Consider the following 14,846-nt stretch of genomic DNA (forward strand, 5'->3'; position numbering starts at 1 on the left):
CTGCGCTTGAGGGGCCTTTGGGCCCTTCGGCGTCTGTCCAACGACCTTTTCCCTTCCGCGCGCAGTGACCCACGCCAGCAAACACGACCTTTCCACCCTCGACCAGCTCACCGGCGGCGCGTTCACCGCGCCCACTTCCGGCGAGCGGGCCCAGCGCATCCGCGACTGGCTGGCGACCGACCCGGCGCCGGAGCTGATGCAGGAGGCGTTCAAGGAATTGAGCGGCCGCGACAAGGGCGCCGCGCGCGCCCTGCGCGAGCGGCTGGACGAGATCAAGCGCGCCAAGGGCCAGGAGGCGATCGCCGCCGAGTGGTCGGCCAAGGCCGAGGCGCTGCTGGCCCAGCCGCGCCTGAACATCGCCGACGCGATGGCCTGGCAGCGCGATGCGGCCAAGGCCGGCGCGCCGCTGTCGCGCGAGCCGCTGGCCGGCCTGCGCACGCGCCTGGCCGAGCGCGTCAAGGGCATCGAGGACCTGCAGCACCGCGCCCAGGTGCACCGCGAGGCGGCGCTGCTGCTGGCGCAGCGCTTCGAGGTGCTGTCCACCAAGCCCTGGCACGACGCGCAGGCGGCCGAGGAGGCCCTGCGCGCCGATGTCGCCGCCTGGACCGCCCAGGCCGACGAGATGGCGCAGGACGCCAACTGGGGCAGCCTGGACGCGCGCTACGCCTCGCAGCTGGACAGTTCGCGCGCGCAGCTGCAGGTGGTGTCCGACGCCTTCCATGCCGCGCTGGCGCAGACCATCGCCGCCGCGGCGGACGCCGAGGCGCCGCTGCCGCCCGTGCCCGTCTGGGCCGACGAACTGCGCGCCGCCCGCGGCCTGCCGCCCGAAGGCACCGCGGCCGCGCCGGCCAAGGCGCCGGCCGCGCCCAAGGTCGATCCGGCCGCCCGTGCCGCGGCCGAGGAGGCCGTGCAGGCCGCGCTGGCGAAGCTGGAGCAGGCCACCGCCGAGGGCCAGGGCAAGACCAGCCAGGGCGCCGCCGCGGCGCTGCGCGCGGTGCTCAAGGACCACGGCAAGCTGGTCGGCAATGCGCTCGAAGCCCGCGTGCATGCCGCGCTGGTGGCCGCGGGCGAACTGGAGGGCTGGCAGCGCTGGAGCGCCGACAAGGTGCGCGAAGACCTGGTCGCCAAGGCTGAAAGCCTGCTCAACCGACCCGAAGGCCAGGCCCTGGGTGGGCGCAAGATGCAGGAGCAGTTGCGTGCCCTGCGCGAGCAGTGGAAGCAGGTCGACCAGGGCGGCGCGCCCAACCACGCGCTGTGGAAGCGCTTCGACGAGGCTTGCAACCAGGCCCACAAGGTGGTCGAGGCCTGGCTGGAGAAGGTGCGCGCCGACGCGGCCGAGCACCGCGGCCAGCGCGAGAAACTGATCCAGGAACTGGCCGACTGGGCCGCCGCCCACTCCGGCGACGACCTCAAGGCGCTCAACCGCGGCCTGCACCAGTTCGCCGACCGCTGGCGCGATGCCGGCCACGTCAGCGAGAAGGTGTTCGCCGAACTGCAGCCGAAATGGAACGAGGCGATGGCCGCCGCCCGCGCGCCGCTGGAGGCGGCGCAGAAGGCCAGCGTCGAGCGCCGCCAGCAGCTCATCGCCGAAGCCACCGAACTGGGTGCTTCGCCGCAGTTGCGCATCGACGCCGTCAAGACGCTGCAGCAGCGTTGGCAGGCCGAGGCGCAGGCGGTGCCGCTGGAGCGCCGGCAGGAACAGAAGCTGTGGGATGCCTTCCGCAAGCCCATCGACGAGGCCTTCCAGCGCAAGAGCGCCGAACGCGAGCGCGCCGCCGCGGCCATGAGCGAACACGACCGCGCCGTGCTGGAAGCCTCCAAGGCCGTGGAGGCCGCCAACGCCGCCGGCGATGCGCAGAAGATCCGCGCTGCGGTGGCGCAACTGGAGGCCGCGCTGCGCGGCGAACTGCCGGCTGCGCCGGCGCCGGCCCAGGAAGCCGCGCCGCCTGCAGCCGCGGACGAGAACACGCCGCCGGTTGCCGATGCGGCCACGCAGCAGGGCGAAGAGGCGTCGCCGCCGGCTTCCGCCGACGGCGGCGAGGCAGATGCTTCCAGCGAGGCCGCCGCGCCTGCCCCTGCGCCCAAGGCCGCGCCCAAGCCGGTCGTGGCCGTGCGTGGCGACGACCGCCCGGGCGCCCGTCAGCCGGCCTTGCCGGCGGGCCGCGCCGCAGGCCGGCCCGGCGACCGCCGCGACGCACGCGGCGCAGCGCCGGGACGCGGCGGCGACCGCGGCGGGCGATTCGGCGCATCCGGGCCGGGTGACCGTGCCGGCGGCCGTTTCGGCGACCGCCCCGTGCGCGAGCCGCGCGGCCCGCGCCTGGGCGATGCCGCCTTCCGCGCCCAGCGCGAGGCCATGGAGCATGCACAGGTCGCACTGCGCAAGCTGGCGGCCCAGGCGCACGGCGAGGTGCTGACGCAACTGGTCGGCGCCTGGGAGCAGCGCAGCGCCGAGGCCCTGCCCAGCGCGCAGGACCTGGGGCGGGGCGTGTCCTCGTCCGTGCGCAACCAGTGGGCACAGGCCCTGGCCTCAGCGCCCGGCGGCGGCGATGCGGGTGAGGCGCTGCTGCGGCTGGAGATGGCGGCCGACGTGCCGACGCCTGCCGAGCAACTGGAGGCGCGCCGGGCGCTGCAACTGAAGTTGCTGACCCGCCGCAACGAGCCGGGCCCGGCCGAGACCTGGGCCCAGGACGCCGGCAGGGTGCTGGCCAGCGCGCACGACGCCGCCAGCGCGCGCCGCCTGCAGAGCGCGCTGCGCACGCTGCTGCGCAAGGGCTGAGGCGCGGCGCGCCCGGCCCGGGCGCTTCAGCGGCCGGGCCTGAAGAAGGCGTCGAACAGCGGCGCCAGCGTGCCCATCTCGCGGCCGAAGCGCGCGCGGTCCACGAAGTAGGCCTCGCACGCGACGGCGAAGAACTCGGCCATCGACGAGGCGGCGTAGCCGTCCAGCCAGGGCGGCTCGCCGCCGAAGCGCTCGGCCACGACGGCCTGTTCGCGGAAGGCGTCGTAGGCCGGCGCCATCGCCGCCATCCAGGCGGCGCGCGCCTCACGCGCCGTGCGCGTGCCGGCGAAGCCGGCCGGCAGGGGCGGGCAGCCGTCCACCAGGCCGTCGCGCATGTCGATCTTGTGCGCGAACTCGTGGATCACGACGTTGAGGATCGGGCCGGCCGCCTCGGCATTGCCGCCTTCCTGCACGTGCGGCCACGAGAGCATCACCGGCCCGTGCTCGCGCGCCTCGCCGATGATGGCCTCGTCGTACTCGTGCACCACGCCGGCCTCGTCCACCGCCACGCGGCGCGTGCTCACCTCCGAAGGCACGACCACGATGCCGACGAAGTCGTCGTACCAGGCCAGGCCGCCGGGCAGGTGCAGCACCGGCAGCACCGCCTGCGCGGCGATGGCCAGCGCCACGGCGTCGGTGATCTCGAAGCCGAGCGCGCCGTTGAACTCCTTGTCCTGCAGGAAGCGGGCGCTCAGGTCGCGCAGCCGCGCGATGTCCTGCGCCGGCCGTGCGGCGAGGAAGGGGTAGGCCGCCAGCGTGGACTGCCAGGCGGCTTCGGGGATCTCGGGAGCGGCCCGCAGGCCGCGCAGCCAGCGCAGCATCGGTCCGTCAGGCGCTCGCGCTCAATGCCATGCGCTGCGGCCCGTCGGCGGTCAGGCGCAGCACTTCGGCGCGGGGCGGCCGCGCGGCGGCGTCCCAGTCGCTGAGCACCCAGCGCGCCCGCCCGTCGCCCAGGTCGTGCTCGGCGGGGCGGTGCGTGTGGCCGTGGATCAGGACCGGCGCATCCGCACGGCGCAGCCAGTCGCGCGCGGCCCCGGCATCCACGTCGGCCCAGACGGCGCGCGGATCGGCCTTGCGCGCCTCCGACTGCGTGCGGATCTGCCGCGCCACCGTCCGGCGCTCGGCCAGCGGCCGGGCCAGGAAGGCCGACTGCCAGCCGGGCGAGCGCACCTGCGCGCGGAAGGCGAGGTAGTCCGTGTCTTCCAGGCACAGCAGGTCGCCGTGGCTGAGCAGCCAGCGGCAGCCCGCGAACACCAGCACGGTGGGTTCGGCCAGCAGGGTGAGGCCGGCGCGCGCGGCGAAGCCGGGGCCGACGAGGAAGTCGCGGTTGCCGTGCAGGAAGAAGACCGGGCGCCGGCGGGCCTCGGCGGCGAGCACCTCGGCGCAGTGCGACTCGAAGCTGCCGGGCTCATCGGCCGCATCGTCGCCAACCCAGACCTCGAACAGGTCGCCCAGGATGAAGAGCGCGTCCGCCGGCGTGTCGGCGAGGTAGCGTTCCCACAGCGCGAGCGTGGCGCTGTCCGAGGTCTGCAGGTGCAGGTCGGAGACGAGGTCGACCACGCGCCAGCCGGCGGGCGCCTGCAGTGCGGCGAAGGCGGCTTCGTCCATCATGCAGGCGGCGGCCCCCCGACTTACTCGGAGACGACCGTGGCCTTCTCGATCACCACGTCCTCGACCGGCACGTCGTCGTGGAAGCCCTTGCGGCCGGTCTTGACCTTGCGCAGCGCGTCGACGATCTCGGTGCCCTTGACCACCTTGCCGAACACCGCATAGCCCCAGCCCTGCGCCGTGGGTGCGGTGTGGTTGAGGAAGCCGTTGTCGGCCACGTTGATGAAGAACTGCGCCGTCGCCGAGTGCGGTGCGCTGGTGCGCGCCATGGCGACGGTGTACTTGTCGTTCTTCAGGCCGTTGTTGGCCTCGTTGGTGATCTCGGCGGCCGTGGGCTTCTGCTTCATGCCGGGCTCGAAGCCGCCGCCCTGGATCATGAAGCCGTCGATGACGCGGTGGAAGACGGTGCCGTCGTAGTGGCCGCGCTGGACGTAGCCGAGGAAGTTCTCGACCGACTTGGGCGCCTTCTCGGCATCGAGTTCGAGGACGATCGGGCCGTGGCCCTTGATGCTGAGTTCGACTTGCGGGTTGCTCATGAGAGGCTCCTGAAGTGGTAGGGGTGCGGTTTACTTGACGAGGGTGGCCGAGCGGATGAGCACCGGCTCCAGCGGCACGTCGCGCATGCCGCCCTGCACGCCGGTGCGCACGGCGCGGATCTTGTCCACCACGTCCATGCCCGAGACCACCTTGCCGAACACCGTGTAGCCGTGGCCGTCAGGGCTGGGTGCGTTGAGCATGTCGTTGTTCTTCACGTTGATGAAGAACTGGGCGGTGGCGGAGTTCGGGTCGCCGGTACGCGCCATGGCGATGGTGCCGCGGTCGTTGCGCAGGCCGTTCGATGCTTCCAGCGGGATGGGCGCGCGGGTGCGCTTCTGCTGCAGGTCGGCCGTGAAGCCGCCGCCCTGGATCATGAAGCCGTCGATGACGCGGTGGAACACGGTGCCGTCGTAGTGCCCGTCCCTGGCGTACTGCAGGAAGTTGGCGACGGTCTTCGGCGCCTTGGCGGCATCGAGTTCGAGCACGATGTCGCCGGCGGAGGTGGCCAGCTTCACGCGCGGCGCGGCCGCCTGGGCGAAGCCCGGCGCGTGGGCGAGGGCCGCGCCCAGCAGGGCGGCGAGGGCAGCGCGGCGGGGAAGGGAGCGACGTTGCATCAGCGCTTGCCCTCCGGCTCGGCGGGCTTGTCGAACACCTGCCGCACCAATGCCAGCTTGGGCGCGACGCTGGCGCTGGTCGAGGCGTACTGCTGCGCCTTGGCGTATTGCTGTGCCGCCAGGCGGGCGTACACGTCGCCCAGGTTCTCGTGCGCGGTGGCGTAGTGCGGGTTCAGGCGCAGGGCGGACTCCAGCGCATCGCGCGCCTTGTCGTACTGGCCCTGCGCGGCGTAGATGGCGGCCAGGTTGTTGTAGGGCTCGGGCAGTTCGGGGTAGTCCTGCGTGAGCTGCGTGAAGGCGGCTTGCGCGTCGGCCGCCTTGCCCTGTTCGCTCAGGATCACGCCGCGCAGGAAGCGCATCTGCGGATCGCGCGGGTTGGCGCGGATGTACGCGTCGGCCTTGGCCAGCGCCTCGGCGGACTGGCCGGAGCGCAGCAGGGTGTTCACGTCGGCATAGTCGTCGGCGCGGGCGGCGCCGGCGGCCAGCAGCACGGCGGCTGCGCACAGCGCATGCAGCAGCGGGGCCGGCATGCGCAACGGAAGGCGGAAGGAGGGGAGAAAGGCGGCGTGCTTCATGAAGCCTCGGCAAGGGCGGTGCGGTCGGGACGGCGCAGCTTCGTCATGCGCCGCCGGGTGTCGCAGAGCGGCCGTTTATACTCGTTCGATTCTAGCTGCGGCGCCTCGCAAGCCCTTTCCCCACGGGGCCCTTGCCGCTGCAAAATACGCCCCCTGCCGGGCGCCGCGCTGCCTGTTTCCTTGTCTCTGCGGCAGTGCATTTCCGGCCCCTCGCGTCCCCATGACCCTGCGCATCTACAACACGCTCACGCGTGCCACGGAAGAGTTTTCGCCGCTCGAGGCGGGCCACGTGCGCATGTACGTGTGCGGCATCACGGTGTACGACCACTGCCACGTGGGCCATGCACGCTCGATGATCGCCTTCGACGTGGTGCAGCGCTGGCTGCGCGCGAGCGGCTACCGCGTCACCTACGTGCGCAACATCACCGACATCGACGACAAGATCATCCGCCGCGCGGTGGAGAACGGCGAGACGCTGCGCTCGCTGACCACGCGCATGATCGATGCGATGTACGAGGACACCGACGCGCTGGGCGTGGAGCGGCCCACGCACGACCCGCGTGCCACCGACTACATCCCGCAGATGCTGTCGATGATCGGCACGCTGGAGGGCAAGGGCCTGGCCTATCGCTCCGGCGACGGCGACATGAACTACGCGGTGCGCCGCTTCCCGGGCTACGGCAAGCTCTCGGGCAAGTCGCTGGACGAACTGCATGCCGGCAACCGCGTGGCGGTGGCCGAGGGCAAGCAGGACCCGCTGGACCCGGTGCTGTGGAAGCGCGCCAAGCCGGAGGAGCCCGACGAGGCCAAGTGGGACAGCCCCTTCGGCGTGGGCCGTCCGGGCTGGCACATCGAGTGCTCGGCCATGGCCTGCGAACTGCTGGGCGACACCTTCGATATCCACGGCGGCGGCGCCGACCTGCAGTTCCCGCACCACGAGAACGAGATCGCGCAGAGCGAGGGTGCCACCGGCAAGCCGTTCGCGATGACCTGGATGCACAACGGCTTCATCAACATCGACAACGAGAAGATGTCGAAGTCGCTGGGCAACTTCTTCACCATCCGCGAGGTGCTGGCCAAGTACGACCCCGAGACGCTGCGCTTCTTCGTCGTGCGCGCGCACTACCGCAGCGACCTGAACTACAGCGACGTGCACCTGGACGATGCGCGGGCATCGCTCAGGCGCCTGTACACGGCGCTCGATGCCGTGCCGCCGGCCGAGGTCGCCATCGACTGGAGCGGGCCGCACGCCGCGCGCTTCAAGGCCGCGATGGACGAGGACTTCGGCACCCCCGAGGCGGTGGCGGTGCTGTTCGAGCTGGCCGGCGAGGTCAACCGCACGCGCTCCGCCGAGGCCGCCGGGCTGCTCAAGGCGCTGGCCGGCACGCTGGGCCTGCTGCAGGGCGATCCGAAGGCCTTCCTGCGCGCCGGCGCCGCGCTGGACGAGGCCAGCATCCAGGCCCGCATCGCCGAGCGCGCCGCGGCCAAGGCCGCGAAAAACTTCGCCGAGGCCGACCGCATCCGCGCCGAACTGCTGGCGCAGGGCATCGTGCTCAAGGACGGCCCCGAAGGGACCACCTGGGCCGCGGCCCAGTAAGACATAACCGCATCGCCGCCATGCCCGCCAGCCGCAAGAGCAACAACGAGATCGCCTTCGTCACGCCCGACTACTGGGAGGAGGCGTGCAAGCACCTGGTGAAGAAGGATCGCGTGATGCGCCGGCTGATCCCGCGCTTCGGCGACGCGCGGCTGCAATCGCGCGGCGACGCCTTCACCACGCTGGCGCGCAGCATCGTGGGCCAGCAGATCTCGGTGAAGGCCGCGCAGTCGGTGTGGGAGCGCTTCGAGAAGCTGCCGCGCAAGCTCACGCCGGCCAGCGTGCTCAAGCTCAAGGTGGACGACATGCGCGCTGCCGGCCTGTCGGCGCGCAAGGTGGAGTACCTCGTCGACCTGGCGCTGCACTTCGATTCCGGCGCGGTGCACGTGGACGCCTGGAAGGACATGGCCGACGAGCTGATCATCGAGGAACTGGTCGCCATCCGCGGCATCGGCCGCTGGACGGCCGAGATGTTCCTGATCTTTCACCTGCTGCGGCCGAACGTGCTGCCGCTGGACGACATCGGCCTGATCAACGGCATCAGCACCAACTACTTCTCGGGCGACCCCGTCAGCCGCAGCGATGCGCGCGAGGTGGCGGTGGCCTGGGCCCCCTTCTGCAGCGTGGCCACTTGGTATATTTGGCGGTCGCTCGAGCCGCTCCCAGTGGCGTATTGAGCGCCCCCAGGCCGGGCTGTGCCCGGCCCGCCCCCTGAAGGGAACAAGAAAACTTGGGGCGGCCCGGCGTTTTCTTGAGACACAACCGGAGAACACGTTGGCGAAACGAACCTTCCTCGACTTCGAGCAGCCCATCGCGGAGCTCGAAGGCAAGATCGAAGAACTGCGCTACGTCCAGAGCGAATCGGCGGTCGACATCTCCGAAGAGATCGACCAGCTCGGCAAGAAGAGCCAGCAGCTCACCAAGGAGATCTACAGCGATCTCAGCCCCTGGCAGATCACCAAGATCGCCCGCCACCCCGAACGCCCCTACACGCTCGACTACGTGCACGAGCTGTTCACCGACTTCGTCGAACTGCACGGCGACCGGCATTTCTCGGACGACCAGTCCATCGTCGGCGGCCTGGCGCGCTTCAACGGCACCCCCTGCGTGGTGCTGGGCCACCAGAAGGGGCGCGACACGAAGGAGCGCACGCTGCGCAACTTCGGCATGAGCAAGCCCGAGGGCTACCGCAAGGCGCTGCGCCTGATGAAGACGGCCGAGAAGTTCCACCTCCCGGTCTTCACCTTCGTCGACACGCCCGGCGCCTACCCCGGCATCGATGCCGAGGAGCGCGGCCAGTCCGAGGCCATCGGCCGCAACATCTACGAGATGGCGCAGCTCGAGGTGCCGATCATCACCACCATCATCGGCGAGGGCGGCTCCGGCGGTGCGCTGGCGATCTCGGTGGCCGACCAGGTGCTGATGCTCCAGTACTCGGTGTATTCGGTGATCAGCCCCGAGGGCTGCGCCTCGATCCTCTGGAAGACCGCCGAGCGCGCGCAGGACGCGGCCGACGCGCTGGGCATCACGGCGCACCGCCTGAAGGCGCTGGGCCTGGTCGACAAGATCGTCAACGAGCCGGTGGGCGGCGCGCACCGCGACCACCGGCAGATGGCGGCGTTCCTCAAGCGTGCGCTCAACGACGCGCTGCGCCAGGTCGCCGACCTCAAGCCGCGCGAGTTGCTGGACCGCCGCTACGAGCGGCTGCAGAGCTACGGCCGCTTCGCCGACACGCGCGACAGCGGCAAGTAGGGCAGCGGATTCACCGGCGGGCCGTCGCCGCCGCGCGCTGCTCGACCTGCGCGCGCAGCGCCGCATGCAGGTCGGCCGGCAGGAAGCGCGTGGCCAGCTTCAGCAGCAGCAGGGCGACCACGCCGTCGTCCAGCCAGCCGAGCACAGGGATCAGATCCGACACGAGATCCACCGGGCTGAGCACGTAGAGCACGGCTGCCAGCGCCGTGAGCTTGGCGGCAGCGGGGGGCGCGGGTCGCGCAGCATGGCCCACACCAGCGCAAGCTCCTTGCGCATCAGCATCCACAGGCGACCGAGCTTCCACATGGCGGCGTACTCCGGGTTGAGAGAGAGACGAGGCTGAAGTGGGGTGCATCGCGCAGATCACAAGCGCCGCGCGGCTCCACAATCGACGGATGCTTGGATGCGCGCCGCCGCCGATGAAGTTCCCCGGAGTACCCCCATGAGCACCGTCTTCGACGATGCCATGGCGCGCTTCGCGCCCGAACTGCCGCTGGCCGTGGGCTTCAGCGGCGGGGCGGATTCGACCGCCTTGCTCGTCGCCTGCGCACGGCGCTGGCCCGGGCAGGTGCTGGCGGTGCACGTGCACCACGGCCTGCAGGCGGCGGCGGACGATTTCGAGCACCACTGCGCCGACCTGTGCCGCCAACTGGGCGTGCCGCTGCAGGTGCATCGCGTGGATGCGCGCGCGGCGCCGGGAGACAGCCCCGAGGACGCCGCGCGGCAGGCGCGCTACGCGGTCTTCGGTGCGTTGCGGCCCGAGCCGTCCCTGCCGGCGCCGGTGCGCTGCGTGGCGCTCGCGCACCATGCAGACGACCAGGTGGAGACGCTGCTGCTCGCGCTGTCGCGCGGGGCCGGCCTGCCGGGCCTGGCCGCGATGCCGGCGCGCATGGTGCGCGGCGGCATGGTCTTCCACCGGCCGTTGCTGGACGTGACGGCCGCGCAGATCCGGGACTGGCTGCGCGCGCAGAAGCTGTCCTGGATCGAAGACCCCAGCAACGGCGACGCGCGCTACACCCGCAACCGCATCCGCGCTGAGGTGCTGCCCGCATTGGAGCGCGCCTTCGGTCCCGTCCACGCCACCTTCGCGCGCAGCGCGGCGCACGCGGCCCAGGCGCAGCAGCTGCTGGCCGAGGTCGCGGCCGGCGACTTGGCTGCCGCCGGCGACCCGCCGCGCATCGCGGCGCTGCGGCAGTTGTCCCGCGCGCGCCGCGCCAACCTGCTGCGCCACTGGCTGGCCGCACAGGGCGACGCGGCGCGGCCCAGCGCCGTGCAGATGGAGGCGCTGCTGGACCAGATCGAAGCCTGCCGCACCCGCGGCCACCGCATCCACCTGAAGGCCGGCCGCGGCGCCGTGCAGCGCGATGGCGAGGTGCTGCGTTGGTACAATTGCCCGCCCTTGCCGAAGGCATCGCGCTGACATCGGCGCACCGCGCGGCACCCCCGCCGCGCCCGCTGTGCAAGGACGTTCCCTTCTTCGCATTCCACCCCCATGGCATTGATCGTTCACAAGTACGGCGGCACGTCGATGGGCTCGACCGAGCGCATCCGCAACGTCGCCAAGCGCGTCGCCAAATGGGCGCGCGCCGGTCACCAGATGGTGATCGTTCCCAGCGCCATGAGCGGCGAGACCAACCGGCTCCTGGGCCTGGCCAAGGAACTGGCCCCCAGCCAGCCGAATGACGACTACCGACGCGAGCTGGACATGCTCGCCGCCACCGGCGAGCAGGCCTCGTCGGCGCTGCTGGCCATCGCCCTGCAGTCCGAGGGCATGGAGGCGGTGAGCTACACCGGCTGGCAGGTCGGCGTGCGCACCGATTCCAGCTACACCAAGGCCCGCATCGAGAGCATCGACGACGCCCGCGTGCGCGCCGACCTCACCGAAGGCCGCGTGGTCGTGATCACCGGCTTCCAGGGCGTGGACGACGAAGGCAACATCACCACGCTGGGCCGCGGCGGCAGCGACACCTCGGCCGTGGCCATCGCCGCCGCGCTGAAGGCCGACGAGTGCCTGATCTACACCGACGTGGACGGCGTCTACACCACCGACCCGCGCGTCGAGCCCGATGCGCGCCGGCTCTCGAAGGTCAGCTTCGAGGAGATGCTGGAGATGGCCAGCCTGGGCTCCAAGGTGCTGCAGATCCGCTCGGTGGAGTTCGCCGGCAAGTACAAGGTGCCGCTGCGCGTGCTGTCCAGCTTCACGCCCTGGGACATCGACATCAACGAGGAAGCCAAGTCGGGCACCCTGATCACTTTCGAGGAAGACGAAACCATGGAACAAGCCGTTGTCTCCGGCATCGCGTTCAGCCGCGACGAGGCCAAGATCTCGGTGCTCGGCGTGCCCGACAAGCCGGGCATCGCGTATCACATCCTGGGTGCAGTGGCCGATGCCAACATCGAGGTGGACGTCATCATCCAGAACCTCTCGAAGGACGGGAAGACCGACTTCAGCTTCACCGTCACCCGCAACGAGTACGCGCGCACCGTCGAACTGCTCAAGACCAAGGTGCTGCCGAGCCTGGGCGCCAGCGAGATCGTGGGTGACACCAAGATCTGCAAGGTCAGCATCGTCGGCATCGGCATGCGCAGCCACGTCGGCGTGGCGAGCAAGATGTTCCGCGTGCTGAGCGAGGAGGGCATCAACATCCAGATGATCTCCACCAGCGAGATCAAGACCTCCGTCGTGATCGACGAGAAGTACATGGAACTGGCTGTGCGTGCACTGCACAAGGCCTTCGATCTGGACCAGCCCGCCGCTTGAGGCGGATGCCGGCATGGCATAATCGCCGGCTCGACCTTCTGGAGACGTGACCGAGTGGCCGAAGGTGCTCCCCTGCTAAGGGAGTATGGGGTGTAGAGCCTCATCGAGGGTTCGAATCCCTCCGTCTCCGCCAGACAACCCCGTCAGTGTTCGCACTGGCGGGGTTTTCTTCTTCCGGAGCCACGCCGGGAGGTCTTTTGCCCCTGCTTCACGGCGTGGCGATCGGCGTGCGCAGGCTGCCGCGCTCCTCCTACAGCAAGCGACCAGCGACCTTCATAGGCTGGGGGCACGGCCTGCCGGACGGGCCGAGGAGCGATGCCATGCAACCTTTCGCGCTCACCCCACAGATGCTTTCCCCCATCGGCGGTGCCTTCTATCCCACCGGCCACTCGATGGTCATGTACCCCGACGAGACGCAGGCCCGTGCTGCGGCCGATGCGCTGGTCCATGCGGGCTTCACGGGCGACGCCGTGTACTTCGTGCCGGCCCGTGCCGTGCTCGAGCAGATCAGCCCCACCGTGGCCGAGGCCGACGACCCGCTGCCGTCCGCGGGAACCGACGCGGCGACGGTGCGGGCCTTCACCGAACTCGCCCGGCAGGGCCATGTCGGCCTGCTGGTGCGCACGCGCAGTGACGAGGATCGTGATCGTCTCGCCTCCGTGCTGAAGGACACCGCGCCCTCCATCGCGCAACGCTATCGCCGGCTGGTGATCGAGGACCTCTGAGGCCATCCGCGTCCCCTGGAGCGGCTGCCCCGGGAGGCGTGGATTCCAGGCATTCCGAGCTTGCGTCGACACCGTTCCCATGAAGAAGAAAATCATTTCTCATCGCGGAAAATGATCGTGCTGCGTCGCCGCAAAATTTCTCAATGCAAGAAAAATAATTCTACATTGAGAAATGTATTAGTTAAGTGGTTGTAGATAAATGAGAAAATTCATGTCTTCTATAAGACATAAGAGTTTGACGCTGCGATAAAGTCACTCCAACGGCGCAAAGGCCGGAACCGTTCCCAGAACCACCACTTCAGGAGTGACCATGCCCCAGACCATCACCGAACAACTCAGCCGCGAACAACAGATCGCCGCGCTCGAAAAGGATTGGGCGAGCAACCCGCGCTGGAAGGGCCTCAAGCGAGGCTACAGCGCCGCCGACGTGGTGCGCCTGCGCGGCTCGGTGCCGATCGAGTACACGCTGGCCAAGCGCGGCGCCGAGAAGCTGTGGGAGAAGATCAACGGCGGCGCCAAGAAGGGCTACGTGAACGCCTTCGGCGCAATCACCGCCGGCCAGGCCATGCAGCAGGCCAAGGCAGGCCTGGAGGCCGTGTACCTGTCGGGCTGGCAGGTGGCCGCCGACGGCAACACGTCCGAGACCATGTACCCCGACCAGTCGCTGTACGCCTACGACTCGGTGCCGACCATGGTCCGCCGCATCAACAACACCTTCAAGCGCGCCGACGAGATCCAGTGGGGCCGCGGCGTGAACCCGGGCGACAAGGAGTTCATCGACTACTTCCTGCCCATCGTGGCCGATGCCGAAGCCGGCTTCGGCGGCGTGCTCAACGCCTTCGAGCTGATGAAGAACATGATCGCCGCGGGTGCCGCGGGCGTGCACTTCGAGGACCAACTGGCGGCCGTGAAGAAGTGCGGACACATGGGCGGCAAGGTGCTGGTGCCCACGCAGGAAGCCATCGAGAAGCTGATCGCGGCGCGCTTCGCTGCCGACGTGATGGGCGTGTCCACCATCGTGCTGGCCCGTACCGATGCCGAGGCGGCGAACCTGATCACCTCCGACCACGATGCCAACGACAAGCCCTTCCTGACCGGCGAGCGCACGCAGGAAGGCTTCTACCGCGTGAAGAACGGCCTGGAGCAGGCGATCAGCCGCGGCGTGGCCTACGCGCCCTATGCCGACCTGGTGTGGTGCGAGACCGGCACGCCCGACCTGGGCTTCGCACGCGAGTTCGCCCAGGCCGTGCATGCTGCCTCGCCCGGCAAGCTGCTGTCATACAACTGCTCGCCCTCGTTCAACTGGAAGAAGAATCTGGACGACGCGACCATCGCCAAGTTCCAGGACGAGCTGTCCGCGCTGGGCTACAAGTACCAGTTCATCACGCTGGCCGGCATCCACAGCAACTGGTACAACACCTTCAAGTTCGCCCACGCCTACGCCCGCGGCGAAGGCATGAAGCACTACGTGGAGATGATCCAGGAACCCGAATTCGCGGCGCGCGAGCAGGGCTACACCTTCGTGTCGCACCAGCAGGAAGTCGGCGCCGGCTACTTCGACGACGTGACCACCGTGATCCAGGGCGGCTCGTCCAGCGTCAAGGCGCTGACCGGTTCGACCGAGGAAGAACAGTTCCACTGATTCGGGAATCGCCTGCTGTCACCTTGAGCCCGGCCACGTGCCGGGCTTTTTTGCGCAGGTAGAATCCGCTTTCTTCATCTCCCAACAAGGACGAGAAAGGCATTCTGGTTATGACACCGCGAACTACCACCGAAGGTTTCGAGCACCCCACGGGCCGGTAGCGCAGGTGGGCTGGACGCGTCCAGCTGCCAGAACCCCAAGCAAAGCGCGGCCCCGGCCGCGCTTTTTGTTTGTCTTGCCTTTTCGCGAAAGAGTCTTC

General features: G+C 69.8%; 14 protein-coding genes and 1 tRNA gene. 9 read left to right on the plus strand and 6 right to left on the minus strand.

Going from position 1 to position 14,846, the window contains the following annotated elements; genetic code table 11:
* Nucleotides 1-64: 64 nt before the first annotated feature.
* A complete protein-coding gene (locus Q392_RS30875; RefSeq protein WP_038218519.1) occupies nucleotides 65-2,776 on the plus strand; it encodes a DUF349 domain-containing protein in 2,712 nt (903 codons plus the stop codon).
* A 26-nt stretch (nucleotides 2,777-2,802) separates the two neighbouring features.
* Here Q392_RS30875 and Q392_RS30880 read toward each other — a convergent pair whose 3' ends face one another.
* The 5 genes from Q392_RS30880 to Q392_RS33310 are packed head-to-tail and all read right to left on the minus strand — an operon-like array spanning nucleotide 2,803 to nucleotide 6,110.
* Entirely contained in the window at nucleotides 2,803-3,597 is a 795-nt protein-coding gene (locus Q392_RS30880) for a M90 family metallopeptidase (RefSeq protein WP_038218521.1), read from the minus strand.
* Nucleotides 3,598-3,604: 7 nt separating this feature from the next.
* Complete coding sequence (locus Q392_RS30885; RefSeq protein WP_038218522.1) at nucleotides 3,605-4,387, minus strand: UDP-2,3-diacylglucosamine diphosphatase; 783 nt, start codon at nucleotides 4,385-4,387, stop codon at nucleotides 3,605-3,607.
* A 20-nt stretch (nucleotides 4,388-4,407) separates the two neighbouring features.
* On the minus strand, nucleotides 4,408-4,920 hold the full coding sequence (locus Q392_RS30890) for a peptidylprolyl isomerase (RefSeq protein WP_038218524.1): 513 nt from the start codon (nucleotides 4,918-4,920) through the stop codon (nucleotides 4,408-4,410).
* Nucleotides 4,921-4,950: 30 nt separating this feature from the next.
* Complete coding sequence (locus Q392_RS33305) at nucleotides 4,951-5,535, minus strand: peptidylprolyl isomerase (RefSeq protein WP_038218526.1); 585 nt, start codon at nucleotides 5,533-5,535, stop codon at nucleotides 4,951-4,953.
* Nucleotides 5,535-6,110, minus strand: a complete 576-nt coding sequence (locus Q392_RS33310; protein ID WP_051954133.1) for a tetratricopeptide repeat protein — start codon at nucleotides 6,108-6,110, stop codon at nucleotides 5,535-5,537. Before Q392_RS33310 ends, Q392_RS33305 begins: the two co-directional genes overlap by 1 nt.
* Nucleotides 6,111-6,330: 220 nt before the next feature.
* On the opposite strand from Q392_RS33310, the gene cysS reads away from it, so the two are divergent.
* From cysS to Q392_RS30915, 3 genes are all read left to right on the plus strand, one after another.
* Entirely contained in the window at nucleotides 6,331-7,707 is a 1,377-nt protein-coding gene (cysS, locus tag Q392_RS30905; protein WP_038218528.1) for a cysteine--tRNA ligase, read from the plus strand.
* Nucleotides 7,708-7,727: 20 nt separating this feature from the next.
* Nucleotides 7,728-8,384 (plus strand): DNA-3-methyladenine glycosylase family protein, encoded by a 657-nt coding sequence (locus Q392_RS30910; RefSeq protein ID WP_038218531.1) that lies wholly within the window; start codon nucleotides 7,728-7,730, stop codon nucleotides 8,382-8,384.
* Nucleotides 8,385-8,481: 97 nt separating this feature from the next.
* A complete protein-coding gene (locus tag Q392_RS30915) occupies nucleotides 8,482-9,459 on the plus strand; it encodes an acetyl-CoA carboxylase carboxyltransferase subunit alpha (RefSeq protein ID WP_038218534.1) in 978 nt (325 codons plus the stop codon).
* 10 nt (nucleotides 9,460-9,469) lie between these two features.
* Here the strand turns inward: Q392_RS30915 and Q392_RS30920 are convergent, their stop codons facing one another.
* Nucleotides 9,470-9,712: a YkvA family protein gene (locus Q392_RS30920; RefSeq protein WP_245610872.1), complete on the minus strand. Its 243-nt coding sequence runs from the start codon at nucleotides 9,710-9,712 to the stop codon at nucleotides 9,470-9,472.
* Between the two features lie 189 nt (nucleotides 9,713-9,901).
* Between Q392_RS30920 and tilS the strand changes: the two genes are divergently transcribed.
* The 5 genes from tilS to aceA all read left to right on the plus strand — a co-directional run bounded on the left by tilS (nucleotide 9,902) and on the right by aceA (nucleotide 14,587).
* Nucleotides 9,902-10,879, plus strand: coding sequence for a tRNA lysidine(34) synthetase TilS (gene tilS, locus Q392_RS30925; RefSeq protein ID WP_038218537.1), 978 nt, complete (start codon nucleotides 9,902-9,904; stop codon nucleotides 10,877-10,879).
* A gap of 72 nt (nucleotides 10,880-10,951) precedes the next feature.
* Complete coding sequence (locus tag Q392_RS30930; protein WP_038218539.1) at nucleotides 10,952-12,220, plus strand: aspartate kinase; 1,269 nt, start codon at nucleotides 10,952-10,954, stop codon at nucleotides 12,218-12,220.
* Nucleotides 12,221-12,260: 40 nt separating this feature from the next.
* A tRNA-Ser gene (locus Q392_RS30935) sits at nucleotides 12,261-12,353 on the plus strand.
* Between the two features lie 187 nt (nucleotides 12,354-12,540).
* Nucleotides 12,541-12,945 (plus strand): hypothetical protein, encoded by a 405-nt coding sequence (locus Q392_RS30940; RefSeq protein WP_038218540.1) that lies wholly within the window; start codon nucleotides 12,541-12,543, stop codon nucleotides 12,943-12,945.
* A gap of 310 nt (nucleotides 12,946-13,255) precedes the next feature.
* Nucleotides 13,256-14,587 carry an isocitrate lyase gene (aceA, locus tag Q392_RS30945; protein WP_038218542.1) on the plus strand — a complete coding sequence of 444 codons (1,332 nt, stop codon included), beginning with the start codon at nucleotides 13,256-13,258 and terminating at the stop codon, nucleotides 14,585-14,587.
* Nucleotides 14,588-14,846 lie beyond the last annotated feature (259 nt).

Origin of the sequence: Xenophilus azovorans DSM 13620, assembly GCF_000745855.1 — a bacterium.
Taxonomy (GTDB): Bacteria; Pseudomonadota; Gammaproteobacteria; order Burkholderiales; family Burkholderiaceae_C; genus Xenophilus; species Xenophilus azovorans.

Excerpts from the sequence above, each read along its gene's own strand:
- Q392_RS30880 (WP_038218521.1), bottom strand. The coding sequence starts at position 3,597 with ATGCTGCGCTGGCTGCGCGGCCTGCGGGCCGCTCCCGAGATCCCCGAA.
- Q392_RS30885 (WP_038218522.1), bottom strand. The coding sequence starts at position 4,387 with ATGATGGACGAAGCCGCCTTCGCCGCACTGCAGGCGCCCGCCGGCTGG.
- Q392_RS30890 (WP_038218524.1), bottom strand. The coding sequence starts at position 4,920 with ATGAGCAACCCGCAAGTCGAACTCAGCATCAAGGGCCACGGCCCGATC.
- Q392_RS33305 (WP_038218526.1), bottom strand. The coding sequence starts at position 5,535 with ATGCAACGTCGCTCCCTTCCCCGCCGCGCTGCCCTCGCCGCCCTGCTG.
- Q392_RS33310 (WP_051954133.1), bottom strand. The coding sequence starts at position 6,110 with ATGAAGCACGCCGCCTTTCTCCCCTCCTTCCGCCTTCCGTTGCGCATG.
- cysS (WP_038218528.1), top strand. The coding sequence starts at position 6,331 with ATGACCCTGCGCATCTACAACACGCTCACGCGTGCCACGGAAGAGTTT.
- Q392_RS30910 (WP_038218531.1), top strand. The coding sequence starts at position 7,728 with ATGCCCGCCAGCCGCAAGAGCAACAACGAGATCGCCTTCGTCACGCCC.
- tilS (WP_038218537.1), top strand. The coding sequence starts at position 9,902 with ATGAGCACCGTCTTCGACGATGCCATGGCGCGCTTCGCGCCCGAACTG.
- Q392_RS30930 (WP_038218539.1), top strand. The coding sequence starts at position 10,952 with ATGGCATTGATCGTTCACAAGTACGGCGGCACGTCGATGGGCTCGACC.
- Q392_RS30940 (WP_038218540.1), top strand. The coding sequence starts at position 12,541 with ATGCAACCTTTCGCGCTCACCCCACAGATGCTTTCCCCCATCGGCGGT.
- aceA (WP_038218542.1), top strand. The coding sequence starts at position 13,256 with ATGCCCCAGACCATCACCGAACAACTCAGCCGCGAACAACAGATCGCC.